This is a genomic window from Streptomyces sp. NPDC002181 (genome assembly GCF_042890485.1).
GTDB lineage: Bacteria > Actinomycetota > Actinomycetes > Streptomycetales > Streptomycetaceae > Streptomyces.
In genome coordinates this window covers 214,575-239,807 of sequence record NZ_JBIASC010000012.1, presented here as the reverse complement: position 1 = coordinate 239,807, position 25,233 = coordinate 214,575, and the positions used below count along the sequence as shown (strand labels likewise).

The 25,233-nt window shown below is 71.3% G+C and carries 24 protein-coding genes; 10 read left to right on the top strand and 14 right to left on the bottom strand.

Annotated elements, in window-relative coordinates; all coding sequences use genetic code 11:
* Nucleotides 1-5: 5 nt before the first annotated feature.
* On the bottom strand, nucleotides 6-833 hold the full coding sequence (locus ACFYXV_RS26970) for a pentapeptide repeat-containing protein (protein WP_389384238.1): 828 nt from the start codon (nucleotides 831-833) through the stop codon (nucleotides 6-8).
* A gap of 69 nt (nucleotides 834-902) precedes the next feature.
* Here ACFYXV_RS26970 and ACFYXV_RS26965 point away from each other — a divergent pair, with 69 nt between their 5' ends.
* The 3 genes from ACFYXV_RS26965 (at nucleotide 903) to ACFYXV_RS26955 (ending at nucleotide 3,880) form a co-directional block, all read left to right on the top strand.
* Nucleotides 903-1,697 (top strand): thioesterase family protein, encoded by a 795-nt coding sequence (locus ACFYXV_RS26965; protein ID WP_389384237.1) that lies wholly within the window; start codon nucleotides 903-905, stop codon nucleotides 1,695-1,697.
* 236 nt (nucleotides 1,698-1,933) lie between these two features.
* Nucleotides 1,934-2,944: an NlpC/P60 family protein gene (locus ACFYXV_RS26960; protein WP_385470373.1), complete on the top strand. Its 1,011-nt coding sequence runs from the start codon at nucleotides 1,934-1,936 to the stop codon at nucleotides 2,942-2,944.
* A 219-nt stretch (nucleotides 2,945-3,163) separates the two neighbouring features.
* Entirely contained in the window at nucleotides 3,164-3,880 is a 717-nt protein-coding gene (locus ACFYXV_RS26955) for a phosphatase PAP2 family protein (protein ID WP_389384236.1), read from the top strand.
* An 18-nt stretch (nucleotides 3,881-3,898) separates the two neighbouring features.
* On the opposite strand, the gene ACFYXV_RS26950 is transcribed toward ACFYXV_RS26955, so the two are convergent.
* Nucleotides 3,899-4,132: a hypothetical protein gene (locus tag ACFYXV_RS26950; RefSeq protein ID WP_385470350.1), complete on the bottom strand. Its 234-nt coding sequence runs from the start codon at nucleotides 4,130-4,132 to the stop codon at nucleotides 3,899-3,901.
* Nucleotides 4,133-4,591: 459 nt separating this feature from the next.
* On the opposite strand from ACFYXV_RS26950, the gene ACFYXV_RS26945 reads away from it, so the two are divergent.
* Nucleotides 4,592-5,425: a hypothetical protein gene (locus tag ACFYXV_RS26945; RefSeq protein WP_389384235.1), complete on the top strand. Its 834-nt coding sequence runs from the start codon at nucleotides 4,592-4,594 to the stop codon at nucleotides 5,423-5,425.
* 141 nt (nucleotides 5,426-5,566) lie between these two features.
* Complete coding sequence (locus tag ACFYXV_RS26940) at nucleotides 5,567-5,719, top strand: hypothetical protein (protein ID WP_167352574.1); 153 nt, start codon at nucleotides 5,567-5,569, stop codon at nucleotides 5,717-5,719.
* A gap of 87 nt (nucleotides 5,720-5,806) precedes the next feature.
* Here ACFYXV_RS26940 and ACFYXV_RS26935 read toward each other — a convergent pair whose 3' ends face one another.
* A complete protein-coding gene (locus ACFYXV_RS26935; RefSeq protein ID WP_385470346.1) occupies nucleotides 5,807-6,205 on the bottom strand; it encodes a metal-sensitive transcriptional regulator in 399 nt (132 codons plus the stop codon).
* A gap of 162 nt (nucleotides 6,206-6,367) precedes the next feature.
* Here ACFYXV_RS26935 and ACFYXV_RS26930 point away from each other — a divergent pair, with 162 nt between their 5' ends.
* Both ACFYXV_RS26930 and ACFYXV_RS26925 read left to right on the top strand, forming a co-directional pair.
* Nucleotides 6,368-6,988, top strand: coding sequence for a DUF47 domain-containing protein (locus tag ACFYXV_RS26930; RefSeq protein WP_030858724.1), 621 nt, complete (start codon nucleotides 6,368-6,370; stop codon nucleotides 6,986-6,988).
* A 5-nt stretch (nucleotides 6,989-6,993) separates the two neighbouring features.
* A complete protein-coding gene (locus tag ACFYXV_RS26925) occupies nucleotides 6,994-7,995 on the top strand; it encodes an inorganic phosphate transporter (protein ID WP_030858722.1) in 1,002 nt (333 codons plus the stop codon).
* A gap of 138 nt (nucleotides 7,996-8,133) precedes the next feature.
* Here the strand turns inward: ACFYXV_RS26925 and pstB are convergent, their stop codons facing one another.
* The 7 genes from pstB to mshD form a co-directional block, all read right to left on the bottom strand.
* Nucleotides 8,134-8,910: a phosphate ABC transporter ATP-binding protein PstB gene (pstB, locus tag ACFYXV_RS26920; RefSeq protein WP_385470343.1), complete on the bottom strand. Its 777-nt coding sequence runs from the start codon at nucleotides 8,908-8,910 to the stop codon at nucleotides 8,134-8,136.
* 30 nt (nucleotides 8,911-8,940) lie between these two features.
* Nucleotides 8,941-10,023, bottom strand: coding sequence for a phosphate ABC transporter permease PstA (gene pstA, locus ACFYXV_RS26915; protein WP_385470341.1), 1,083 nt, complete (start codon nucleotides 10,021-10,023; stop codon nucleotides 8,941-8,943).
* Nucleotides 10,023-11,012, bottom strand: a complete 990-nt coding sequence (pstC, locus tag ACFYXV_RS26910; protein ID WP_383347089.1) for a phosphate ABC transporter permease subunit PstC — start codon at nucleotides 11,010-11,012, stop codon at nucleotides 10,023-10,025. Before pstC ends, pstA begins: the two co-directional genes overlap by 1 nt.
* A gap of 129 nt (nucleotides 11,013-11,141) precedes the next feature.
* Nucleotides 11,142-12,281, bottom strand: a complete 1,140-nt coding sequence (pstS, locus tag ACFYXV_RS26905) for a phosphate ABC transporter substrate-binding protein PstS (protein WP_383347086.1) — start codon at nucleotides 12,279-12,281, stop codon at nucleotides 11,142-11,144.
* 322 nt (nucleotides 12,282-12,603) lie between these two features.
* Nucleotides 12,604-13,587 (bottom strand): CHAD domain-containing protein, encoded by a 984-nt coding sequence (locus tag ACFYXV_RS26900; RefSeq protein ID WP_385470338.1) that lies wholly within the window; start codon nucleotides 13,585-13,587, stop codon nucleotides 12,604-12,606.
* Nucleotides 13,568-15,862, bottom strand: coding sequence for an RNA degradosome polyphosphate kinase (locus ACFYXV_RS26895; RefSeq protein ID WP_385470336.1), 2,295 nt, complete (start codon nucleotides 15,860-15,862; stop codon nucleotides 13,568-13,570). Before ACFYXV_RS26895 ends, ACFYXV_RS26900 begins: the two co-directional genes overlap by 20 nt.
* A 342-nt stretch (nucleotides 15,863-16,204) precedes the next feature.
* Complete coding sequence (gene mshD, locus ACFYXV_RS26890) at nucleotides 16,205-17,137, bottom strand: mycothiol synthase (RefSeq protein ID WP_385470334.1); 933 nt, start codon at nucleotides 17,135-17,137, stop codon at nucleotides 16,205-16,207.
* Between the two features lie 175 nt (nucleotides 17,138-17,312).
* Between mshD and ACFYXV_RS26885 the strand changes: the two genes are divergently transcribed.
* A complete protein-coding gene (locus tag ACFYXV_RS26885) occupies nucleotides 17,313-19,127 on the top strand; it encodes a bifunctional metallophosphatase/5'-nucleotidase (protein ID WP_385470332.1) in 1,815 nt (604 codons plus the stop codon).
* A gap of 144 nt (nucleotides 19,128-19,271) precedes the next feature.
* On the opposite strand, the gene ACFYXV_RS26880 is transcribed toward ACFYXV_RS26885, so the two are convergent.
* On the bottom strand, nucleotides 19,272-20,054 hold the full coding sequence (locus ACFYXV_RS26880; RefSeq protein WP_389384234.1) for an alpha/beta fold hydrolase: 783 nt from the start codon (nucleotides 20,052-20,054) through the stop codon (nucleotides 19,272-19,274).
* Nucleotides 20,055-20,198: 144 nt separating this feature from the next.
* Between ACFYXV_RS26880 and ACFYXV_RS26875 the strand changes: the two genes are divergently transcribed.
* Together ACFYXV_RS26875 and ACFYXV_RS26870 are read left to right on the top strand one after the other, a co-directional pair.
* The gene (locus ACFYXV_RS26875) at nucleotides 20,199-20,768 is read left to right on the top strand and encodes a TetR/AcrR family transcriptional regulator (RefSeq protein ID WP_385470328.1); all 570 of its coding nucleotides are present in this window, start codon (nucleotides 20,199-20,201) and stop codon (nucleotides 20,766-20,768) included.
* A 101-nt stretch (nucleotides 20,769-20,869) separates the two neighbouring features.
* Entirely contained in the window at nucleotides 20,870-21,772 is a 903-nt protein-coding gene (locus ACFYXV_RS26870; protein WP_385470326.1) for a phosphatidylinositol-specific phospholipase C, read from the top strand.
* On the opposite strand, the gene ACFYXV_RS26865 is transcribed toward ACFYXV_RS26870, so the two are convergent.
* From ACFYXV_RS26865 to ACFYXV_RS26855, 3 genes are read right to left on the bottom strand one after another with little or no spacing between them, the layout of a single operon-like run.
* Nucleotides 21,752-23,203 carry a sensor histidine kinase gene (locus ACFYXV_RS26865; protein ID WP_385470324.1) on the bottom strand — a complete coding sequence of 484 codons (1,452 nt, stop codon included), beginning with the start codon at nucleotides 23,201-23,203 and terminating at the stop codon, nucleotides 21,752-21,754. The genes ACFYXV_RS26870 and ACFYXV_RS26865 overlap by 21 nt on opposite strands.
* Complete coding sequence (locus ACFYXV_RS26860; RefSeq protein ID WP_389384233.1) at nucleotides 23,200-23,955, bottom strand: response regulator transcription factor; 756 nt, start codon at nucleotides 23,953-23,955, stop codon at nucleotides 23,200-23,202. The genes ACFYXV_RS26865 and ACFYXV_RS26860 overlap by 4 nt, the downstream gene beginning before the upstream one ends.
* A gap of 54 nt (nucleotides 23,956-24,009) precedes the next feature.
* On the bottom strand, nucleotides 24,010-25,143 hold the full coding sequence (locus ACFYXV_RS26855; RefSeq protein WP_389384232.1) for a S1C family serine protease: 1,134 nt from the start codon (nucleotides 25,141-25,143) through the stop codon (nucleotides 24,010-24,012).
* Nucleotides 25,144-25,233 lie beyond the last annotated feature (90 nt).

Below are 25,233 nucleotides of genomic sequence, written 5' to 3'. Positions count from 1 at the left end.
GCGGGTTACGCGGTCCAGTGGGCGGGGCGGACCAGGGTCGGGGGGATCTTGGTCGCCGCGTCGCCCCGGGCCGCGCCCAGCTGGGGCTGGGTCAGGAACAGGGCCCCGCGCAGGTCCGCTCCGCGCAGGTCGGCGTCGCGGAAGTCGGCGCCGATCAGGTCCGCGAGGCGCAGGTCCGCGCCGCTGAGGTCGGCGGCGATCAGGTAGGCGCCGCGGAGGTTGGCGCCGCGCAGGTCGGCGCCGGCGAGGCGGGCGCCCATGAGGTCGGCGCCGCGGTGGTTCTTCTTGCGGGCCGGGGCCTTGGCGCGGGCCAGTTCGCTCGCCCCGAGGAGGAGCGTGTTGACACGTCCGCGCAGGGCGCCGACGTCCAGGCCGGTCAGGGCGCCGGCTTCGGCCGTGGTCCACCGCGCGGTCTCTGCCTGTGCGCTTCGCAGGTCCGCGTGGAGCGGAGCGGCGGCGGGGAGGGCGAGTGCCCCGGTGATGTAGAAGAGCAGCTCGTGCAGTTGCCGCATCACCGGGAAGACCTCGTACATCGCGGTGGCCGTGTCCGGGTGGGTGCGCCAGTCGCGGCCGCCGAAGGTCGTCTGAGAGACCTGCTGGCCCGCGCCGAAGCAGTCGAAGACGGTGCAGCCCTGGAAGCCCTTGTCGCGCAGCCGGGTGTGGATGCCGCAGCGGAAGTCCTCCCGGAGGTTCTTGCAGGGGGTTCCGGCGGCCTTGTTCACGGCGAAGTCGTTGGACTTGGCGAAGGGCAGGGCGACGCAGCAGAGCGCGAAGCAGTTCGCGCAGTCTGCCTGCAGGACGGGGAGTGCGGGGCGGGCGGGGGTGGTGGGCACCCCTCCATTCTCCCCGGCGGGGGACGTGGGTCTGGCGGGGGCGGGTTACCTGTCGGTAGCGTTCCGGCCATGGCGATCTCCGAGGCGTTCTACGAGCGGGTCGATGCCGGGCGGTTCCTGGCCACCGAGTACACGCGCGGGCCCTGGGACCCGGGCGCGCAGCACGCCGGTCCGCCGGCCGCGCTGCTCGGGCGGGCGGTGGAGGAGCGGGAGGGCGCCCGCGCCGACATGCGGATCGCGAGGATCACGTACGAGATCCTGCGGCCCGTGCCGATCGGCCCGCTGGAGGTCACCACCTCCGTGCTCCGGGCCGGCCGCGGCACCGAGGTGGTCGAGGCCGCCCTCGCGCCGGCCGGGGGTGCTCCGGTGATGCTCGCGCGGGCGCTGCGGATCCGGGTGGCGGGGGAGGCCGTGCCGGGTGTGGTGCCGGGGCCGCAGCTGCCGCCGCCGGGGGAGGTGGGGCCGACGCCGTTCTTCCCGGTGCCGTGGGAGACCGGCTACCACTCGGCGATGGAGACCCGGTTCACCGAGGGCGCGTTCGTGGAGCTGGGGCCGGGCACGTGCTGGATGCGGATGAAGGTGGCACTCGTCGCCGGGGAGGAGACCCGGCCCCTGGACCGGGTGCTGGTCGCCGCCGATTCGGGCAACGGGATCAGCTCGGTGATGGACTTCGCCCGGTACGTGTTCGTCAACGGCGACCTGACCGTGCACCTGCACCGCCACCCGGTGGGCGAGTGGGCCTGCGTGGAGGCCCGTACGAGCGTGGACGCGGCCGGGATCGGGCTGGCGGACGCGCGGCTGCACGACGAGAAGGGGCCCATCGGGCGCAGCGCGCAGAGCCTGTTCGTCGCACCGCGCTCCTGACGCGGGGCTGCCGGGCTGCCCGGGCGGCTTCGGCGGCGGGGTGCGCCCCGGTGTGCCTCCGGCCGACGGCCGGGAGGACTGGACGCCGGTCTTCTGCCCCGCCGAGGATGGCTCTGTGACGTACGCGGGCATTCACTTCCCGGGCTTCCGAGTGGCGTAGTGGATCGGGCGACACGAGCGAATCGCACGTGAAAGCGACGGGGATGGGGGAGTGTTGACGGGTGCGCAGATTCTGGATGGCAGGCGGGATCGGGATCGGGCTCTGTCTGAGCTTCCTCGTGCTGATCGTGGTCGGTACGTACTCGGCCGCGGCGGGCCTCGCCGGAGCCGGGGCGGCTGGGGGCCGTGCACTCGGGCTGGCCAAGGGGGCCGTTCCCGCGAAGTACCAGAACCTGGTGCAGAAGTGGGGCACTCTGTGCCCGGCCATGACCCCGGCGCTGCTCGCCGCCCAGCTGTACTCGGAGAGCGGCTGGAATCCGAGTGCGGTCAGCCCGGCCGACGCCCGCGGCATCGCGCAGTTCATCCCGGGCACCTGGGCCGGGCACGGCATCGACGGGGACGGTGACGGCGACCGCGACATCTGGGATCCCAACGACGCGATTCCCTCGGCGGCTTCGTACGACTGTGAGCTGGCCAAGGACGTGGCGGGCGTGCCCGGGGACGCGACGGGGAACATGCTCGCGGCGTACAACGCGGGAGCGTACGCGGTCATCAAGTACGGCGGGGTGCCGCCGTACAAGGAGACCCAGGGGTACGTGAAGGCCATCACGACCCTCGCGAAGAGCTTCGAGCGGCCCGTCGGGCGGGTGGCGCCCTCGCAGCAGGCGGCAGGGGCGATCTACTTCGCGCAGAAGCAGTTGGGGACCCCGTACTTGTGGGGCGGGAACGGGACGCCGGACCAGGACGGGCGGTTCGACTGCTCGGGGCTGACGAAGGCGGCGTACGAGTCGGTGGGGATCGAGTTGCCGCGCGTGGCCAACGACCAGTACAACGCGGGTGCGCATCCCTCGCGCGATGAACTGCTGCCCGGAGACCTGGTGTTCTTCTCCGATGATCTGACGAACTCCCGGGCGATCCACCACGTCGGCCTCTACGTGGGCGGCGGATACATGATCAACGCGCCGTACACCGGCGCCGTGATCCGGTTCGACAAGATCGACAGCCCGGACTACTTCGGGGCGACGCGTGTCACCAAGGACGGGGCCGCGGCCCTGCCGGACCGGAGCGTCGACGCCAAGTCTCCGTGACCGCGGCGGCCTTGCCCACGCTGCGTCAACCCCGGGCCCTGAGCTGCGACGACGAGTCTCTCTTCGATAACGTTGCCGTGATCATTCGGTGGAGAGTGGAACGTACTGTTCAGAACGGGCGTTCCATGGACGCAGGCTTGATCAACGGGGGGGGGGTCAGGGGCGCACACCGGCGTGCGCCCGCGGGGAACCGAGCAAGGGCTAAGGGGCCGTATCGCCATGGCTGGACTCACGACCGGTGGGCCGAACGTGGACGTAAGCCTGCTGTACGACATCAACGGACTGGCGCGGCACGCGCCGGCCGGAGTCGACCGGGCCGTCGCCCTCGTCGGCTCGTACGGGATCCCGCTGGTCCTGGTGCTCCTCCTCCTGTGGTGCTGGCACGGTACGCGCCGACAGGACGAGGCCACGGCCGCCGAGTCGTTCGCCGCGCTCGTGTGGGCCCCGCTCGCCGCCGGGCTCGTCCTCCTCGTCAACGTCCCGCTGCGCGCGTTCGTCGCCCGGCCGCGGCCGTCCGCCGCGCACAACGGCCTGGACGTGCTCGCCTCCTACTCCGGCTCCGGCGACTTCTCCTTCGTCAGCGGCCACGCCGGCCTCGCGATGGCGCTCGGCGTCGGCCTGTTCATCGCGAACCGCAAGCTCGGGCTCATCGGGATCGGGCTGGCCCTCGCCGAGGGGTTCTGCCGGGTGTACCTCGGCGTCCACTACCCCACCGACGTCATCGGCGGCTTCGCGCTCGGCACCGCCGTCGTCCTGCTCGCCGCCCCGCTCGCGATGGCGCTGTTGACCCCGGTGGTGCGGGCGGTGGCCCGCTCGCCGCGCGCGGGCCGGCTGGTCCGCGCCAAGCGGCGCGCCCTGCCCCGCCCGGTGGACCTCGCGCAGCCGCAGACCCCGCCGCCGGGCTGCCGCCCGCACGAGAGCGACCTCGCGGCGTAGGACCGGGGACCGCGCGGGTCACGGATCGCCGCGCTCCGTGCGCCGGTCCTCGGAGTCCTCTTCGCGCCGGTAGCGGGAGCGCAGCCACAGACCGGTGGCCGCGGCCGCGACGGTGGTCGCCCCGATGGCCAGGGCCACGTCGGCCGGACCGTCCGCCGAACCCGTCGGGCGGGCCGAGGCCGCGGCGGCGGGCGTGAGCGTGAGGAGCAGGGCCCAGAGGAGGGCGGCGACGCGGGGTGCGGGTCCTGGCATGCATCCAGGGCATCCGCTCCCGGGAGCCCCGGCCAGCCGGGCCGTCCGAACGGGCGATCCGCCGGGTGTACCGGACGCCCGGACCCCCGGACGCCGGACCCCCGGGACTCAGGCCGAAGTGTGCCGGTCCGCGTCTCTGCGGGCCAGATCGCGGGAGCGGCGGGCCGGGCCTCTCCAGCCGCAGGTGCACGAGGCGAGGCAGAAGGACCCGCGCTCGGCGGTGCTTGTGGTGTGGCCGGTGGGCCCGGTGGGTGGCCGCTCCATGGGACGGGCGTGCGGCACGACGTCAAGCGGAGGGACAAGCGACGCTTTGCTGTGCGAATCCACATCACCACGGTACCCGGACCGTGCGGCGCCCCGGGACGGCGGCGGCCCGTGACGGGAAACCGCGGACCTCGTTAACCGGAGCGGGTGGGGGCCTCGGGCAAGCAGCGGTCATGCGTTGGGGGTTGGCAGGCGATGGTGGTGCACCAGCACAGGCGGCGGCACGGGCGTGCGGGTGAGGCGGTGCTCGCCCTGGGCGCGGCCGCGGCCCTGGCCGCGATGAGCGGGTGCGCGGGCGAGGGCCGGGCCGACGCCCGTCCCCCCGCCGACCCGGCCGCGACCGTACGGGGAGCCGCCGACCGGCTGGCCAAGACCGGCAGCGCGCAGGCCCGCACGGCGATGGAGATGGCCACCGGCGGGACCCGGGTCACGATCCGCGGCGAGGGCGGGGTCGACTTCAAGAACCGGATGGGCCAGCTCCTGGTGATGCTCCCGGCCGACGCGGCCGGCAAGGACGAGCACCGTCCCATCACCGAGCTCCTCGTCCCCGGGGCCCTGTACATGAAGAACCGGGGCGCGGGCGTGCCCGACGACAAGTGGGTACGGGTCGACACCGCGAGCCTCGCCGACGGGAACCTGGTCACGGGCGGGGCCACCGATCCACTGGTCGCGGCCGAGCTGCTGCGCGGCGTACGGGAGGCGACTTACGTGGGAGAGACCGAGGTGGCGGGCACCAAGGTGCGGCACTACCGCGGGACCACCGACATCGGCGAGGCCGCGAAGCACGCCTCGCCGGCGGTGAAGGGGGCGCTGGAGGCGGCGGCGAAAGGGTTCAGCAAGGACGCCGTCCCGTTCGACGTCTACCTCGACGAGCAGGGGCGGCTGCGGAAGGTCCGGCACCGCTTCAGCTACGTCAACAATGGCGTGATCGATGTCTCCTCGACCACCCTGCTCTACGGGTTCGGGACCCCGGTGAAGGTCGTATTGCCCGCAAGCGGGGACATTTACGCCGGGAAGATCGCGCAATAGCCGGGCGGGCGGTGCCGGGGCGGCGCCATCGGGCCATGGCCCGGTATCCGGAAATGGTCCATCCGTGTCATGCGCACAGCGCCCCGCCCTCCATACGCTGAGACGGCCCCTGACCGATGACGGCAGATCGAGGTGACACGCGTGACTCCCGCGGGCGGTTCGACGGTGCAGGATCACGTGGCTCTCGCCGAGATCGAGCTGTGCGGCGAGCTGATCATCGCGGCGTCCGCGGCGGACGAGGAGCGGCTCAGCCAGGACCGGATCGACGAGGTCCTGATGGGTCTCGGGTTGTAACCGTCGAAGCCGTCGAAGCCGGTGCGGTCGTCACAGCCAGTGCAGCCGGTGCAGCCGGTGCGGCCCGTGCGGCGCCCGCGTGCCGGGTCAGGTGCGCAGCAGGCGCGCGATCGCCTTCGTCGCTTCCTCGACCTTGGCGTCGATCTCGTCCCCGCCCTTGACGGCGGCGTCGGCGACGCAGTGCCGCAGGTGCTCTTCGAGCAGCTGGAGCGCGAAGGACTGGAGGGCCTTGGTGCTCGCCGAGACCTGGGTGAGTATGTCGATGCAGTAGACGTCCTCGTCGACGAGCCGCTGCAGGCCGCGGATCTGGCCCTCGATGCGGCGCAGCCGCTTGAGGTGCTCGTCCTTCCGGTGGTGGTAGCCGTGCACCACGCCGGTACCGGCGGCGGTTCCCGTACCGGTGGTGACGTCGGCTCCGGAGCCCTCCGCCTCGATGGCAGTCATGCGTCCTCCCGTGGTCCGGATCGAGGGGTGCATACCCCTCATGGGTATAGGGTACTGGGCCCCGGACGGAGCGGCAGGGGCCCGTGGTCCCCACTCTGCCTGATGGAGGACACTGGGTAATCGCCCGGAACCGCCGGTTAGCCCTGGCCGGGGGTTGCGCCTAGCATCAGCCTGACCGAATCCAATGCACCCCGAGGACCTCACGTGCGATTTCGTCTGACCCCCAGGGAGACGAGCTTCTACGACATGTTCGCCGCATCCGCGGACAACATCGTCACGGGCTCGAAGCTCCTGATGGAACTGCTCGGAGCGGACTCCTCCGCCCGGGCCGAGATCGCGGAGCGGATGCGGGCAGCCGAGCACGCGGGGGACGACGCCACCCACGCGATCTTCCACCAGCTGAACTCCTCCTTCATCACGCCGTTCGACCGCGAGGACATCTACAACCTGGCCTCGTCGCTCGACGACATCATGGACTTCATGGAGGAGGCCGTCGACCTGGTCGTCCTGTACCAGGTGGAGGAGCTCCCCAAGGGTGTCGAGCAGCAGATCGAGGTACTGGCGCGGGCGGCCGAGCTGACCGCCGAGGCCATGCCGCACCTGCGGACGATGGACAACCTGACCGAGTACTGGATCGAGGTCAACCGCCTTGAGAACCAGGCGGACCAGATCCACCGCAAGCTGCTCGCGACGCTCTTCAACGGCAAGTACGACGCCATCGAGGTGCTGAAGCTCAAGCAGATCGTCGACGTGCTCGAAGAGGCGGCCGACGCGTTCGAGCACGTCGCGAACACGGTGGAGACCATCGCGGTCAAGGAGTCCTGAACCTCGTGGACACCTTCGCTCTGATCGTGACCATCGGTGTCGCGCTCGGTTTCACGTACACCAACGGTTTCCACGACTCGGCGAACGCGATCGCGACCTCGGTCTCGACCCGCGCGCTGACCCCGCGCGCCGCCCTGGCGATGGCCGCGGTGATGAACCTCGCCGGTGCCTTCCTGGGCAGCGGGGTCGCCAAGACGGTCAGTGAGGGCCTGATCGAGACGCCCGAGGGCAACCGGGGCATGTGGATCCTCTTCGCGGCGCTCGTCGGCGCGATCGTCTGGAACCTGATCACCTGGTACTTCGGTCTTCCCTCCTCCTCCTCGCACGCGCTGTTCGGCGGCATGGTCGGTGCGGCGCTGGCCGGCGGCACCGGTGTCATCTGGAGCGGGGTGATCGACAAGGTCGTCATCCCGATGTTCGTCTCGCCGGTCGTCGGCCTGGTCGTCGGTTACCTGGTGATGGTGGCCATCCTGTGGATGTTCCGCCGGTCCAACCCGCACAAGGCCAAGCACGGCTTCCGTATCGCGCAGACCGTGTCCGCGGCCGGCATGGCGCTCGGCCACGGTCTCCAGGACGCGCAGAAGACCATGGGCATCGTCGTGATGGCCCTGGTCATCGCCGATGTGCAGGCCGCCGACGCGCCGATCCCGGTCTGGGTCAAGATCGTGTGTGCCGTGATGCTGTCGCTCGGTACGTACGCGGGCGGCTGGCGCATCATGCGGACCCTCGGCCGCAAGATCATCGAGCTGGACCCGCCCCAGGGCTTCGCCGCCGAGACCACCGGTGCCTCGATCATGTTCGGCTCGGCGTTCCTGTTCCACGCGCCGATCTCCACCACCCACGTGATCACCTCGGCGATCATGGGCGTGGGTGCGACCAAGCGGGTCAACGCGGTCCGCTGGGGCGTCGCCAAGAACATCGTGCTGGGCTGGTTCATCACCATGCCGGCCGCGGCCCTGGTCGCCGCGCTCAGCTTCTGGATCGTGGACCTGGCCTTCGTCGGCTAGGCCGTTTCCCGGTCGCGACCGGGAAACGAAAGCGGGCCGGCTCCCCCCACCCAGGGGGAGCCGGCCCTTTTCTTTCGCCTTGCGGTGGCACCGCCATGCAGCACCGCAGGACGTTGTTCACATCCGAGGGGCTTCGGCCTAGCCGAAGCGGCCCGAGATGTAGTCCTCGGTCGCCTGCACGGACGGGTTCGAGAAGATCCGGTCCGTGTCGTCGATCTCGACGAGCTTGCCGGGCTGGCCGACCGCCGAGAGGTTGAAGAAGGCCGTGCGGTCGGAGACGCGGGCGGCCTGCTGCATGTTGTGCGTCACGATGACGATCGTGAAGCGCTCCTTGAGCTCGCCGATCAGGTCCTCGATCGCGAGGGTGGAGATCGGGTCCAGGGCGGAGCAGGGCTCGTCCATCAGCAGGACCTCCGGCTCGACCGCGATGGCGCGGGCGATGCACAGACGCTGCTGCTGGCCGCCGGAAAGGCCGGAGCCCGGCTTGTTCAGGCGGTCCTTGACCTCGTTCCAGAGGTTCGCGCCCTTCAGGGACCGCTCCACGATGTCCGTGAGCTCGGACTTCTTGAAGCTGCCGTTCAGGCGCAGGCCCGCCGCCACGTTGTCGAAGATCGACATGGTGGGGAAGGGGTTGGGACGCTGGAAGACCATGCCGACCGTGCGGCGGACCGCGACCGGGTCGACGCCGGCGCCGTACAGGTTCTCGTCGTCCAGGAGCACCTTGCCCTCGACGCGGCCACCGGGGGTGACCTCGTGCATGCGGTTCAGGGTGCGCAGGAAGGTGGACTTGCCGCAGCCGGACGGGCCGATGAAGGCGGTCACGGAGCGCGGCTCGACGGTCATCGAGATGTCGTCGATGGCCTTGTGGGTGCCGTAGAAGGCGGACAGTCCGCTGACGTCGATTCGCTTAGCCATGAGGGGTCACTTCGCTTTCAAATAGTCGCGTCAGCGACCGGTCTTGGGGGCCTTCCAGCGGGCGATGCCGCGGGCCACCAGATTGAGGATCATGACGAAGGCGATCAGGACGAGCGCTGCGGCCCATGCCCGGTCGTAGGAGGCGTCACTGCCGACCTTGTACTGCTCCCAGATGTACAGCGGGAGCGAGGACTGGGCACCTTCGAAGGGGTTCGGGTTGATCAGCTGGGTACCGAAGACCAGCAGCATGATCGGCGCGGTCTCACCGGCGATGCGGGCGACGGCCAGCATGACGCCGGTCGCGATGCCGCCGACGGCGGTGGGGAGCACGACCTTGAGGATCACGCGCCACTTCGGCACGCCGAGGGCGAGGGCGGCCTCGCGCAGCTCGTTCGGGACGAGCTTCAGCATCTCCTCGGTGGAGCGGACCACGACGGGCATCATCAGGATCGACAGGGCCATCGAGCCGGCGAAGCCGGAGGGGCCGAAGCCGAGCGCCAGGTTCCAGGTCGTGAGGATGAACAGACCCGCGACGATGGACGGGATGCCGGTCATGACGTCGACGAAGAAGGTGACGGCCTTGGCCAGCTTGCCCCTGCCGTACTCGACCAGGTAGACGGCGGTCAGCAGGCCGATGGGCGCTGCGATCGCGGTGGCCAGGGCGACCTGCTCGATGGTGCCGAGCAGGGCGTGGTAGACGCCGCCGCCCTGCTCGAAGCTGGTGACGCCGTTCATCGAGTGGCTGAGGAAGTCGCCGTCGAGGGCCTTGATGCCGCGGCTGACCGTGGTCCAGATCAGCGAGAGCAGCGGGATGACCGCGAGGACGAAGCAGACCCACACGAGGGAGGTCGCGACGCGGTCCTTGGCCTGGCGGCCGTTCTCGACGATGAAGCTGGAGAGGTAGGTGATCGCGACGAACAGGAGCGAGGCGATCAGGCCCCACTGGACCTTGCTGTGCAGGTCGGCGACGACGCCGATGCCGCAGCCGAGGGCGATCGCGAGGACGGCGGTGCCGGCCGGGGCCCAGCGGGGGAGGCCGCCTCGGGTCAGGCGGGCGGGGGCGGCGGACTTCGGGGCCCGGGCGGGCCGCTGGTCCTGGAGTGCGTGGCTCATCAGGCGTTCGCCCCCGAGAAGTCCTTGCGGCGAGCGATGATCAGGCGAGCTGCACCGTTGACCAGCAGGGTGAGCAGGAAGAGGACCAGGCCGGAGGCGATCAGTGCGTCGCGGCCGAACTCGTTGGCCTCGTCGAACTTCGCGGCGATGTTCTGCGCGAACGTGCCGCCGCCCGGGTCCAGGATGTGCCCGTTGATGAGGAAGCTCGGGGAGAGGACGGTCGCGACGGCCATGGTCTCGCCGAGGGCGCGGCCGAGGCCGAGCATCGAGGCGGAGATGACGCCAGAGCGGCCGAAGGGCAGCACCGACAGGCGGATGACCTCCCAGCGGGTCGCGCCGAGGGCCAGGGCGGCCTCTTCGTTCATGCGCGGGACCTGGAGGAAGACCTCGCGGCTGACGCTGGTCACGATCGGCAGGATCATGATCGCGAGCAGGATGCCGACGGTGAAGAGGGAGCGGGCGACGCCGACCTGGGTCTTGTCGAAGACGTAGGTCCAGCCCATGTACTCGTCGAGCCAGAGGTTGAGGCCGGCGAGCTGCGGGACCAGGAAGAGCGCGCCCCAGATGCCGTAGATGATCGACGGTACGGCGGCCAGCAGGTCGACCACGTACGCGAGGGGTGCGGCCAGCTTGCGCGGCGCGTAGTGCGAGATGAAGAGGGCGATGCCGACAGCGATCGGAACCGCGATGGCCATCGCGATGATCGAGCTGACGACGGTGCCGAAGAGCAGGACGGCGATGCCGAAGACGGGCGGGGTGGCCGACGCGTTCCAGTCGAAGGTGGTGAGGAAGTTGCCCTCGTTCTTCGACAGTGCGATCGAGGCGCGGTAGGTGAGGAAGATGGCGATCGACGCCATGATCACCAGGAGCAGGATGCCGGATCCCTTGGAGAGCCCGGCGAAGATCTTGTCACCGGCGCGGCCGGTGGACCTTGCGCTCTTGGAGACAGGCGGAGCCTGGTCTATCTGGGTGGGTGTGGTGGAAGCCATGATCTTTCCGGTCTGGGTGGGGGGCCATGCCCCCTGGCGGCGGTGCACCGGATCCCCTGGGTGGAGGGGAGGGTCCTCAGGGCCGGGCAGTTCGGACGGGAACTGCCCGGCGCCTGGGGGTTTCAGCGATTAGGACAGCGAGTTGATGACTTCGCGGACCTTGGCGTTGATCTCGGCCGGGATCGGCGCGTAGCCGTTCTCGGAGAGGACCTTCTGGCCCGCGTCAGAGGCGGTGTAGTTCAGGAAGGACTTGACGGTGGGGAGCGTCTCGGCCTTGTTGCCCTTGTCGCAGACGACCTCGTACGTCACCAGGACGATCGGGTAGGCACCCTCGGCCTTGGTGGTGTAGTCGAGCTTCAGTGCCAGGTCGGAGCCGGTGCCGGCGATCTTGGCGGCGGCGATGGCCTTGGAGGCGCTCTCGGAGGAGGCCTTGACCGGGGCGGCCGCGCCGGTGTTCACGTCGACCGTCTTGATGCCCTGGGCGCTGGCGTAGGAGAGCTCGAAGTAGCCGATCGAGCCGTCAACCTGCTTGACCTGGGTGGCGACACCCGCGGAACCGGTGGCGCCGAGGCCGCCCGGGGCGGGCCACTTCTTCGCGGCCTCGTACGTCCAGGCCTCGGGAGCGGCGGCCTTGAGGTACTTGCCGAGGTTCTCGGTGGTGCCCGAGTCCTCGGAGCGGTGGAAGTGCTGGATGGCGGTGGAGGGAAGGGTGACGCCGGGGTTCAGCTTCTTGATCGCCTCGTCGTCCCACTTCTTGATCTTGTCGTTGAAGATGTTGGCGATCGTGGTGGCGTCCAGGTTCAGCTTGTCCACGCCGGCGACGTTGAAGCCGAGCGCGATCGGGCCGCCGACCATGGGCAGGTCCACGCCCTGGCCACCGGTGCAGATCTTCTTCGACTCCTCGATGGCCTCGGGCTTCAGCGCCGAGTCCGAGCCGGCGAAGCCGACGGTGCCCTGGTTGAAGGCGACGATGCCCTCACCGGAGGAGGAGGACTTGTAGTTGACCTCGACGCCGGAGCAGGCGGCCATGTAGTTCTTGACCCACAGGTCCACGGCGTTCTTCTGGGCGGAGGAGCCGGAGGCGAGCAGCTTGCCCTTGGCGCCGTCGCACTTGATGTCGCCCGCGGCGGCGGCCGACGGCTTGCCGCTGGCGGCGCCGCCATCCTTCGTGTTGTCGTCCGAGCCGCACGCCGTGAGGACCAGGGCGCCGGACACGACAAGCGCCCCGAGGGCGGAGGCACGAAGCATGTTCTTGCGCTGAAGCTTCACTTTTCGGGTGTTCCTTCCAGAAGCCGCCGGCCGCTTTCTGTATCGGGGCGGCGTGCGAAGAGGACTACGTCGGATCGCACGGCGTGTCGTTCGATCTGGTGGGCGACGCGCTCCGTGCACCACTGAAATTAGGCAGATCAGGTGAAGCGGCCGACCGGGGCAAGTGAACGGATGGTGAACCGTGGCGGACGGCCTGGTGTGGATGGCCGGGTTTGCTCCGGAGTGTCATCCGCCGTTGTCCCTTCGTTACCGTTATGTGACCGGCTTTGGGTGGCCGGTTCCTTTCGGTCGGGGCGCCGTGCTTCGCTGCGGTCCGCCGTGGTTACGGAGCCGCGGCCGTCACCGGCTGCCACAGGTCCTGGAAGGTGAACCGGGCCGCCTCCACCTCGTGCCGCTGGTCGGCGTGGAGCACGCCCAGGGCGTACGCCGTCGCCGGGGCGATGCGCGGGGTGCGCGCCGCCGTCGCCGAGGCGGCCGCGGCCTCCGAAGCGTCGCGGTGGCGGTCCAGGGCCCGGCCGGCCTGCGCCAGGCGGGCGACGTCCTCGCCCAGGGCCTCCCGGGCGTAGCGGTGGACCCGCAGCAGCCTGCGCACCTCGTGCCAGGAGCCGTCGTGCTCGGCGTTGTACGGCTGGGACTCGGCGGCGTGCGGGAGCGCCGAGACGGCCGCGGACAGCCGGGTGTGGGCCACCTCCGCCAGCGGGATCAGCACCTCGTCCACCCGCCCGCGGGCGGCGACCGGGTCCAGCGGCACCTCGGAGGCCAGTACGGCCACGGCGTCGGCGACCGCGTGGAAGCGGGAGGAGCCCAGCGCCTGGAGGGTCGCCGAGTGGGCGCGGGTCCGGGCCAGCGTCAGCTGCCGCTCCAGCAGGGCTCCGGCGCGCGCCGAGCCCACCGTGAGCGCGCCCGCGGCGCCCCGGGGCGCGGGCACCTCCGGGGAGCCCGACAGCCGGTGCAGCGCGTCCAGCAGCCGGGTCAGCCGGGCGGCGTACGCGTGCTCGTCCGCGAGGGTCGAGGACAGCCACACCAGCTCGGTGCGCAGCCCGTCGGCCCAGGAGGACTCGGTCACCACCCGGAAGGTGGACAGGGACCCGCTGATCCGGCGCGCAGCCCCCCGCAGGCTGCGCGCCGCATCGCTGCCCGCCGCGGCGTCGGCCCCTCCCCCGGACTCCGTCCGCGGGGACCCCCACTCCTCGTGGAGGCGCAGCCCGCGCAGGAAGGCCGTGGCCTGGGCCCGCAGGTACGTGCCGAGCACGTCCCCCGCGGAGCCCTCTCCACGTGCTGTCAGGTCATGGTTTGGCAGAGCCACGCCGGCGCCTCCGGGCGTCTATGAGCATCTCCTGAACGTGCCGCAGCGGCTGGCCTTCGTGGTCCGTGCTGTGCCGGGTCCATTCGCCGTCCGGGCCCAGGTGCCAGGAGGAGGTGGCGTCGGACATGCCGGTCTCCAGCATCCGGTCCAGAGCCGCGCGGTGGGCCGGGTCGGCGACCCTGACCAGTGCCTCGATGCGGCGGTCGAGGTTGCGGTGCATCATGTCGGCGCTGCCGATCCACACCTCGGGCTCGCCGCCGTTGCCGAAGGCGAAGACCCGGGAGTGTTCCAGGAAGCGGCCGAGGATCGAGCGGACCCGGATGTTGTCCGAGAGCCCGGGGACCCCGGGGCGCACGGCGCAGATGCCGCGGACCCAGATGTCGACGGGCACTCCCGCCTGGGAGGCCCGGTAGAGCGAGTCGATGAGGGCCTCGTCGACGATCGAGTTCATCTTGAGGCGCACGTACGCGGGGCGGCCGGCCCGGTGGTGGGCGGCCTCCTTGTCGATCCGCGAGATCAGGCCGTCGCGCAGCGAGCGCGGGGCCACCAGCAGGCGGCGGTAGGTCTCGCGGCGCGAGTAGCCGGACAGCCGGTTGAAGAGGTCGGAGAGGTCCGCGCCGACCTGCGGGTCGGCGGTGAGCAGGCCGAGGTCCTCGTACAGGCGGGCGGTCTTGGGGTGGTAGTTGCCGGTGCCGACGTGGGAGTAGCGGCGCAGCGTGTCGCCCTCCTGGCGGACCACGAGGGACAGCTTGCAGTGGGTCTTGAGGCCCACCAGGCCGTACACGACGTGGCAGCCGGACTCCTCCAGCTTGCGGGCCCATTTGATGTTGGCCTGCTCGTCGAAGCGGGCCTTGATCTCGACGAGTACGAGGACCTGCTTGCCGGATTCGGCGGCGTCGATCAGGGCGTCCACGATCGGGGAGTCGCCGGAGGTGCGGTACAGGGTCTGCTTGATCGCGAGGACGTCCGGGTCGGCGGCGGCCTGCTCCAGGAAGGCCTGCACCGAGGTGGAGAAGGAGTCGTACGGGTGGTGCAGCAGCACGTCCCGCTCGCGCAGCGCGGCGAAGATGTCGGGCGCGGACGCGGACTCGACCTCGGCGAGGTCGCGGTGGGTGCCGGCGACGAACTTGGGGTACTTCAGCTCGGGCCGGTCCAGGGAGGCGATGCCGAAGAGGCCGGTCAGGTCCAGCGGGCCGGGCAGCGGGTAGACCTCGGCGGCGGTGACGTTCAGTTCCTGTACGAGGAGGTCCAGGATGCCGGGGTCGATGGACTCCTCGACCTCCAGGCGCACCGGCGGGCCGAAGCGGCGCCGCATGAGTTCTTTCTCCAGGGCCTGGAGCAGGTTCTCCGCGTCGTCCTCCTCGACTTCCAGGTCCTCGTTGCGGGTCACCCGGAACATGTGGTGGTCGAGGACCTCCATGCCGGGGAAGAGCTCCTCCAGGTGCGCGGCGATGACGTCCTCAAGGGGGACGTAGCGCTGCGGAGAGGCCTCCAGGAAGCGCGAGAGCAGCGGCGGGACCTTGACGCGGGCGAAGTGGCGGTGCCCGCTGACGGGGTTGCGGACGACGACCGCGAGGTTCAGCGAGAGCCCGGAGATGTACGGGAAGGGGTGCGCGGGGTCCACGGCCAGCGGGGTGAGCACCGGGAAGATCTGGTTGCGGAACAGCGTGAAGAGGCGGGCCTGCTCCTTCTCGGTGAGGTCCGGCCAGCGGATGAGGTGGATGCCCTCTTCGGCGAGCTGCGGGGAGATGTCCTGCTGGAAGCAGGCGGCGTGCCGGGCCATGAGCTCGCGCGAGCGGGTCCAGATCAGGTCCAGCACTTCACGGGGCTGCAGGCCTGAGGCCGAACGGGTGGCGACTCCGGTCGCGATGCGCCGCTTGAGGCCGGCGACGCGGACCATGAAGAACTCGTCGAGGTTGCTGGCGAAGATCGCCAGGAAGTTGGCGCGCTCCAGGAGCGGGGTCGCCGGGTCCTCGGCCAGCTCCAGGACGCGCTCGTTGAAGGCCAGCCAGCTGCGCTCGCGGTCGAGGAAGCGTCCCGGGGGGAGCTCGTCGCCGTCCTTGTCGTCGTAGCCGTCCAGGTCGGCGTCGAGATCGGGCGCGAGGCCCGGCTCCATGCCGGAGTGGGGGCGGTGCGCGGCTATGGAGCCGATCCGCGCGGGCTTGGCAGCCGGTCCGGGGGTGCCTGCGGCGGAGGTCGCGGAGGCTTCGGCGGACGTGTGAGACGGGTGCTGGGCGGGGACCTCGGTGGGGCCTGCGCTGGGCTGGGGGCTCATGACTCCATTGTTCCGCGCAGGGGGCAGGACAGGCGCGTCGGACGGGGTTCCCGTCAGTCGGAGTCGGGGCTGCATGCGGGGAGAGTCGCAAGCGTGCATGAAGGTCCGGTGAATGGCGCATGGCTTCCAGGCTCCGGGTGGTGCACGAGTACGTCTTTTACGTGATTTCCGCGCCCGGAATGCTCCGGCGCGTCCCCTGTGTCCCTGGTGTGCGCCCGGAGTGCGGGGCCTGTCCGTGGACGGGCCCTCGCTCTCCGTGCCGGACCGGCGAGCCCTGGGGGGTGTCGTCAAAGTCCCTTCTGGTCGGCCACTGTGACGACACCCCCTCGGCCGGTCCGCGCGTCAGCTTTCCGTGCGGTACATCAGGTCCACCTCGTGGGTGCTGAAGCCGAGGCCCTCGTACACGGCCAGGGCCGCCGGATTGTCGGCGTCCACGTACAGCATCGCGGTGGGCAGGCCCGCCTCCGCGAGGTGGTTCAGGCCGACCGCGGTGAGGGCCTTGCCGAGGCCGCCGCCCTGGGCGCCGGGGCGGACGCCGAGCACGTAGACCTCCCCGAGCCGCTCCTCGGCGTGCACCTTCGTCCAGTGGAAGCCGATCAGCTCCCCGTCCCGCTCGGCGAGGAAGAAGCCCTTGGGGTCGAACCAGGGCTGCGCGATCCGGTCGTTGAGGTCCCGCTGCGTCAGCGAGCCCTGCTCGGGGTGGTGGGCGAAGGCGGCCGAGTTCACCGCGAGCCAGGCCGCGTCGTCCTGGCCGGGCACGAAGGTCCGTACGCTCACACCGGCGGGCAGCGCCACCTCGGGCAGCGCCGGCCCCTCCGGCCCCAGCGGGCGGCGCAGCTGGCGCAGCTCCCGGAACAGGGTCAGCCCGAGCACCTGGGCGAGGTGGCGGGCGGCCGATTTGCCGCCGTGCGCCCACACCCGGATCCGCTTGCCCGAGGCGGCCAGCAGGGCCGAGCCCAGCGCCCGCCCGTGCCCGCGCCCGCGCAGCGCGGGGTGGACGACGAGCTCGGCGGCGGGGGCCTCCACCGGATCGGTGTCCTCCAGCTGTCCGTACCCGGCGAGCCGGCCCTTCTCGGTGAGCAGGAAGTGCCGGATCCCCTCGCGGCGCCCGCCGCGCAGCTGGAGACGGCCCTGCTCGGACACGGCGGTGGTGCCGTCCGTACGGGCCGCGTCCTCGATGAGGGCGAGCACGGACCCGGCCTGTTCCTCCGTCAGTTCGTCGAGGGTCTGAATCTGGCGTCCCGGCTCCAGGGCCGCTGCTGCGTCGTCAGTCATGCGTCGAGCCTACGACCGCGGGGGGCGCCCGCGGTGGTGTGCGTGCAACGGGCCGACGGTGAGCCGTCTCCTGCATGTAACCAGTCCGACACCCCTACCCCCTGTCGTGCTACGCGCGTTGACCATAGGCTGCCGCCGACCTCCCGAGTTTTACCGCTGTCCAAAAGGGGACTAAATGTCAGCGACGCCACAACGGCACCGCCGAAACCGCCGGTTGACCTTCGCCGCCATCGCCGTCACGGCCGGTGCCGGAGCGATGGTCGCGGCCGCACTGCCGGCCGGTGCCGCGAGTGGTGGCGGTGCGGCCAAGAGCCGCACCGTCGATGTGCAGATGCTGTCGTTCAACGACTTCCACGGCACGCTGGAGCCCCCGCAGGGCTCCTCCGGCACCGTGAGCGAGCGTCAGGCGGACGGCACGACCAAGGCGATACCCGCCGGTGGTGTCGAGTACCTGGCGACCAGCCTGCGCGAGGCCCGCAAGGGTCACGAGTACTCCGTCACGGCCGCGGCCGGCGACATGATCGGCGGCAGCCCGATGCTGTCCGGTCTCTTCCACGACGAGCCCACCGTCGAGGCGCTGAACAAGCTGAAGCTCGACGTCAGCAGCGTCGGCAACCACGAGTTCGACGAGGGCAAGACCGAGCTGCGCCGCATGGCGTACGGCGGCTGCCACCCGGTCGACGGCTGCTTCGAGCCCGGCAAGGAGTTCACGGGCGCCGAGTTCAAGTACCTCGCGGCGAACGTCACGGACGAGAAGACCAAGCGTCCGATGATGAACCCGACCTTCATCTGGCAGAAGGGGGACGTGAAGATCGGCTTCATCGGCGTCACCCTGGAGGGCACGCCGGACGTCGTCACCGCCGACGGGGTCAAGGGCCTGAAGTTCGGCGACGAGGTCGAGACGATCAACAAGTACGCCGCCGAGCTGAACAAGCAGGGCGTCAAGTCGATCGTCGCGCTCATCCACGAGGGCGGCCTGCCCGCCAACGGCGCCTACAACTACGACTGCGACTCCCCGGGTGCCGGAGCCGGTATCTCGGGCGCGATCGTGGACATCGCCAAGAACGTGGACCCGAAGGTCGACGCCCTGGTGACCGGCCACACGCACCAGGCGTACGCCTGCAACATCCCGGACCCGGCGGGCAACCCGCGCATGGTGACCTCGGCCGCCTCGTACGGCCGCCTCTTCACGGACACCACGCTCACGTACGACCGCCAGACCAAGGACATCGTGCGCACCGCGGCCCTCGCGCCGAAGCCGGTCAACAAGCTCGTCAGCCGGAACCAGCCCAAGGCTCCCGACATGACCGAGCTGATCAGCCGCTGGAACACCCTCGCCGCCCCGGTCGCGAGCGCCCCGCAGGGCTACATCTCGGCGGACATCGCGGGCCGTGGCTCCGAGGCCCCCGAGAAGCCGCTCGGCGACATGATCGCCGACGCGCAGCTGGAGGCCACGGCCCCGGCCGCCAAGGGCGGCGCGCAGCTCGCGATCATGAACCCGGGCGGCATCCGCGCCGACCTGGCCTACAAGGCCGCGGGTGACGAGGGCGACGGCGTCGTGACGTACGGCGAGTCCTACACGGTCCAGCCGTTCAACAACCTGATGAACGTGGTCGACCTGACGGGCGCGCAGCTGATCACCGCGCTCCAGCAGCAGGTCAGCGGCCCGGTCAACGGTGCGAGCCCGAAGATCCTTCAGGTCTCCAAGGGCTTCACGTACACCCTGGACATGACGAAGGCGGGCGCGGACCGCATCGTCGTGGACTCGGTGAAGCTGAACGGCGCGGCGATCGACCCCGCCAAGACCTACCGGGTCGCGATGAACGAGTTCCTCGCGGGCGGCGGTGACGGCTTCACCGTCCTGAAGGACCACAAGAACAAGCTGGTCGGCGTGCCCGACCTGGAGGCCTTCAACGCCTACCTCGCGAAGTCCTCGCAGGCGGCCCCGATCGCCCCGCCGGCGGCGGACCGCATCACGGTCGTCAAGTAACACCCGCGCGGTCGAGCGACACCCGCGCGGTCGAGCACACCCGCACGGTTTTCGACCGACACCTGGCGCGCCCGAAGGGGCGGTGGGCCTTCCCGGCCCGCCGCCCCTTCGGCGTGTCCGCCCCGGACCCCCGTACCGGGGCGGTCAGAGGTCCGCGAGGAACGCGCGGACCGCCTCGTGGAACTCCCCGGGGTGGGTGAACGGCAGGAAGTGGTCCCCGTCCACAGGTGTGTACGAGGTCCCGGGCCGGCGGGCGACCATCGCGTCGGCCGTCTTCTGCGGGAGCGTCTGGCTGCGGGTGCCGTGGATCAGCAGCGCCGGGCAGCCGCTCCCGAGCCAGGCGTCCCAGTGGTCGCCGCGGCAGGCCTCGGCGGAGTCGATCATGTCCTGCGGGTGGAAGGGCAGCCGCCAGCCGCCGTCGGGGAGCGGGCGCAGGGCCTGCTCGACGAACTGCGAGCCCACCGGCCCGGCCGCGGCGAGGAGTTCCTCGCGGGTGGGGGCGGTGTAGCGCATGTCGCGCAGGAAGCCGAAGAGCGCTCCCGCCGTGTCGGGCTCGATGTCCACGGTGGCGTCCGCGTCGACGAGGGCCGAGACCCGGTCGGGGTGGGCGGCGGCCAGGTGGTAGGCGTTGAACCCGCCGAGGGAGTAGCCGAGGACGGCCACGGGGGAGTCCAGGCCGAGGTGGTCGAGGAGGGCCACGGCGTCCGAGACGTAGCCCTCGCGGCCGTATTCGGCGGCCCGGTCGGAGTCGCCGTGGCCGCGCTGGTCGGGGGCGATGACCCGCCAGGCGTCGCCCAGGGCGGCGGCGAGACCGGCGAAGGCGAGGCCCTCGGACATGCCGCCGTGCAGGGCGAGCAGCGGGCGGCCCGGGCCGCCGAAGTCCAGGTACGACAGTGCGCGGCCGTCGATCGTCAGCGTGTGGCGCATGGCTTGGCTCTCCCATGTGTGACCGGTGGTGACGGATACGAGCCTGCCAGGATTTGGGCAAGCGCGCAATACGTTTGTATTGGGCGCTTGCCCAAGGAGGTGCGGGGAGGGGGTGCGCGCAGCGCGCGCGGATACGATCCCGGCATGGGAAATCGCGAGGACCTGTTGGCCGGAGCGCGCCGCTGCCTGGAGGAGAAGGGCTACCTGCGCACGACCGTGCGCGACATCGCCGCGGCGTCGAAGGTGTCCATGGCCGCGATCGGCTACCACTTCGGCTCGCGCGAGGCCCTGCTCAACCTCGCCCTCTTCGCCGCCATGGACGAGTGGGCCGCGGGCTCCGGCCGGCTCGCCGGCCAGGGCGCCACCGCCGCGGAGCGCTACGCCGACACCTGGGACCGCAAGATCCGCGACTTCGGCGAGATGCGCTGGCTCTGGATGGCCAACGTCGAGGCCTTCGTCCACGCCCAGTCCGCGCCGGAGCTGCTCGCCACCCTCGCCGAGGGTCAGCGCCGGTCCCGCCGCATGGTGGCCGCGCAACTGCGCGGCGTCCCCGAGGACGAGGTCACGGAAGAGGACGTACGGGCCCTCGGCTCGGTGCACATCGCGCTGCTGAGCGGGGTGATGGTGCAGGCGCTGACCGACCCCGGGCAGGCGCCGACCGGCCGGGAGCTCGCCCAAGGCCTGCGCACCATGGCCGAGTTGCTCGAAAGCTAGTGGCTACCGAAGGGTAGTAATGGCGCGTCCCGCACGCCAGAATCCCGGGGGCACCAGCCGGCGCGGGCCGGCATCCAACACCGGGTCGCAAAGGGGCGGGCATGGCACTGGATCGTCGGGCATTCATGATCGGGGCGGTGGCGGCGGGAGCGGGAGCCGCCGTGGGACTCGGCGCGGGGACGGCGTCGGCCTCGGCCTCGGCCGGCCGTGCGCCCGCCGCGCGGGCCCTGTCCACGCAGGACTGGATGGCCGGGCTCGGGGACACGACCGCCCTCCAGCGGATGACCATCCCCGGCACCCACGACTCGGGCGCCACCAAGGGCGGGCTCTACGTCGCCTGCCAGAACACCTCGATCGCCCAGCAGCTCGACTCCGGTATCCGCTTCCTGGACGTCCGCTGCCGCGTCACCGGCGGCTCCTTCGCCATCCACCACGCGGCGTTCTTCCAGGACCTGATGTTCGGGGACGTGCTCGTCGCCTGCTGGAACTTCCTCGCCGCGCACCCCTCCGAGACCGTGCTCATGCGGCTCAAGCAGGAGTACTCGGAGGACAGCGACGCCACCTTCCGCGCCGTCTTCGACGACTACCTCGACAACCGGGGCTGGCGCCCGCTCTTCCGGATCGCGGACTCGCTGCCCACCCTCGGCCAGGCCCGCGGCAAGGTGGTCCTGCTCGCCGACAACGGCGGTCTGCCCGGACTGCGCTACGGCGACGGCAACGTCTTCGACATCCAGGACGACTACAACACCGAGCCCTTCGCCAAGCGCGGCCGGATCGAGAACCAGTTCCGCAAGGCCGTCCAGCAGCCCGGGAAGCTGTTCGTGAACTACGTCAGCACCGCCGCCTACATGCCGCCGCGCTGGAACTCCGACCGGCTCAACCCGCAGGTGCACTCGTTCGTCGACGGCGGGGAGCTGGCCGGCCGGACCGGGCTCGGGATCGTCCCGATGGACTTCCCCAACACCCGCTCCGGACTGGTCGCCTCACTCATACGGCACAACTGACGGCTGCCCCGGCCGGTCCGGCGGCGGCGCCGGGGCGCCCGGGACGCGGAGCACCGCCTCCGTGCCCGGGCCGCCGCCCGGGGCCGCCCGCAGCTCGACGCTGCCGCCCGCGCGGCGCACCGTACGGTCCACGATCGACAGGCCCAGCCCGCTGCCGGGCAGGGCGCGGGCCGAGGAGGAGCGCCAGAACCGCTCGAACACGTGCGGCAGGTCCTCAGCCGGGATGCCCGGCCCGTGGTCGCGCACGGTCAGCTCGCCCGCCCGCAGCGCGACCTCGACCGTGCCGCCCGGCGGGCTGAACTTCACCGCGTTGTCCAGCACGTTGACCACGGCCCGCTCCAGCGCCGCCGCCTCGCCCCGTACGTACCAGGGCGCGATCTCGTCCGTGAAGTGCAGCTCGGGTCCGCGCAGCCGGGCGCGGGACAGCGCGCTCTGCGCGATCTCGTGCAGGGCCACCACCTCCAGCCTGGCGGGCGGCGCCGCGTCCGGGCGGGACAGCTCCTGGAGGTCGCCGATCAGCGCCGCCAGCTCCGTCATCTGCGCCTTGACCGAGGCCAGCAGCTCCCTGCGGTCCTCGGGCGGGATGGCCCGGCCGGTCTCCTCGCTGCGCGCGAGCAGCTCGATGTTGGTGCGCAGCGAGGTCAGCGGGGTGCGCAGCTCGTGGCCGGCGTCCGCGATCAGCTGGGCCTGGCGCTCCTGGGAGGAGGCGAGGGCCGCGGTCATGGAGTTGAAGGACCGCGACAGGCGGGCGATCTCGTCGTCGCCCTCGTCGGGGATCCGTACGGTCAGGTCCTCGGTCCGGGCGATGTGCTCGACGGCCCCCGTCAGCTCGTCGACCGGCCGCAGCCCCGTACGGGCCACCCACAGGCCGGCCACGCCCGCCCCGGCGACACCGATGCCGGAGACCAGGATCAGCACCCAGGCCAGGGTGGACAGCGGTTTGTCGATGTCGGCCAGCGGCCGGGCCACCGAGACGGCGAAGACCGGGCCGCCGGGCTGGGTCTGGGCCGCGAAGGTGTAGACGCGCATCGCGACGCCGTTGTCGGTCGTCGCGTCGTGCAGCGCCTTGGGCTTGCGGCCCGCGGCGACCTGCTTGTCCGTATCGGTCACCGGCAGGTCGGTCTGCCCGCTCACCCAGCAGTGGCTGCCGTCCGCGGTGACGATCTGGACCGTGGCGTTCAGGTTTTCGGCGATGTCCTGCTGGGCCTGGGTCGGCGGGCGCACCGGGCAGCCCTGGCGCAGCCGCTCCAGCACCTGCGCGGTCGGGTTGGTGGACATCAGGGACTGGTTCAGCTGGTTGCCCAGCTGGGCCCGCACCATCACCCACGACACCGCGGAGACCGTGGCCACGGCCAGGGCAACGGCCGTGGCCACCAGCAGCGCGATGCGCGAGCGCAGCGGGAGCGCGCGGAATCTGGCCGACGGGCTCACTCTGGCCCTCCGGAATCGCCGGCCCCGGCGACGCGCAGCACGTAGCCCACCCCGCGCACGGTGTGCACCAGGCGGGGTTCGCCGCCGGCCTCGGTCTTGCGGCGCAGGTACATGACGTACACGTCCAGGGAGTTGGAGCTGGGTTCGAAGTCGAAGCCCCAGACGGTCTTGAGGATCTGCTCGCGGGTCAGGACCTGGCGCGGGTGCGCGAGGAACATCTCCAGCAGCGTGAACTCGGTACGGGTCAGCTCGACCTGGCGTCCGGAGCGGGTGACCTCGCGGGTGGCGAGGTCCATGCGCAGGTCACCGAAGGCGAGGGTGTCCGTGTCGTCGGCGGACCCGTCGCCGCCGGCGCGCGGGGCCGCGTACGCGCTGCGGCGCAGCAGGGCGCGGACGCGGGCGAAGAGCTCGTCGAGCTCGAAGGGCTTGACGAGGTAGTCGTCGGCGCCCGCGTCGAGGCCGGTGACGCGGTCGCCGACGGTGTCGCGGGCGGTGAGCATCAGGATCGGGGTGGTGCTGCCGGAGGCGCGCAGCCGGCGGGCCGCCGTGAGGCCGTCCATCCGGGGCATCTGGATGTCGAGGACGATCAGGCCGGGGTCGTACGCGGCCGCCTTCTCCAGCGCGTCGAGTCCGTCGACGGCGGTCTGCACGTCGTACCCCTCGAAGGCGAGGCTGCGGCGCAGGGCCTCCCGCACCGCCGGCTCGTCGTCGACGACGAGGATGCGGTGCGGGTCGCCTTCGGCCGGATTCATTCTCGGTCCCCCAGGGGTGATCGTCGTGGTCGGTCGTACCAGGCTCGCACGAACCTAGAAGGAGGTCCCGAAGCCGCCGATGCCGGAGCTGTTGCCGCTGTTGCCGCTGTCGCCGCCGCTGCCGGTTCCCCCGGGGCCGCCCTTGCGGAGGGAGTCGAGGTCGGCCTTGATCGTGTTCACCGGGATGGCGAAGCCGAGGCCGACGCTGCCGGCACTGGAGCTGTCGCTGGACGGGGAGTAGATCGCGGAGGGCATGCCCACGATCTCGCCGTTCATGTTGACGAGGGCGCCGCCGGAGTTGCCCGGGTTGAGGGAGGCGTCCGTCTGGATGGCCTTGTACGAGGTGGTGTTCGACCCGGTGTCCCCGTTGAACTGCTGGCCGTCGTACGAGAACGGCCAGCCGCCGCCACCGCCGCCGCCGCGCTGGCGCTGCGGGGACTGCTGCTCGGACTTGGGTACGTTGACCTCGCGGTTCAGGGCGGAGACGATCCCGCTGGTGACCGTGCCGGTGAGGCGGTCGGGGGAGCCGATGGCCACGACCTGGTCGCCGACCTTGAGGCCGTCGGAATTGCCGAGCTTGGCCGGCTTGAGGCCACTGGCGCCCTGGAGCTTGATGAGGGCGAGGTCCTTGCCGGGGTCGGTGCCGACGGTCTTGGCCGTGTACTTCTTGCCGTCGCTCATCGTCACCTGGATCTCGGTGGCCCCGTCGACGACGTGGTTGTTGGTGACGATCTCCCCGTCGGAGGTGACCACGATGCCGGATCCGGTGCCCTGCCCGGAGCCGGTACGGGTGTCGATCCGCACGACGGACGGGCTGACCTGCTCGGCGACCCCGGAGACGGTGCCGGAGCTCGACTGCGACACGTTCGTGCCGCTGATGCCGCCGCCGCTGTGGTCCCGGCCCGCCAGCAGCTGCTGCACGCCGGCGGCGGTGCCGCCCCCGACGACGGCTGCGGCCAGCGCCACGGCCACGAGCAGCGCGACGGGCCGCTTGGCCCGGGCCGCGTGCGCGGGCCCCTCGGCGGGCGCCGGCGCCACCGGCGGCTGGTGCGCTTCGTGCCACCCGGGCGCCGGAGCCGCCGCCGGCGGCGGGTACGCGGGCGGCGGCGGGTACTCCCCGAAGCCGGCGCTCTGGGTCGGGCGGTTCTCCTGCGGGTACTCGCCGTCGCGGCGGAAGCTCTCGGTCATGTCTATGACTCTGTCCGCGGATCATGAGAGCTTCCTGAGTCCACCCTGAGAAGCCCGACAGAACCGCGTATGCCCGAAATAAGCCCGCCC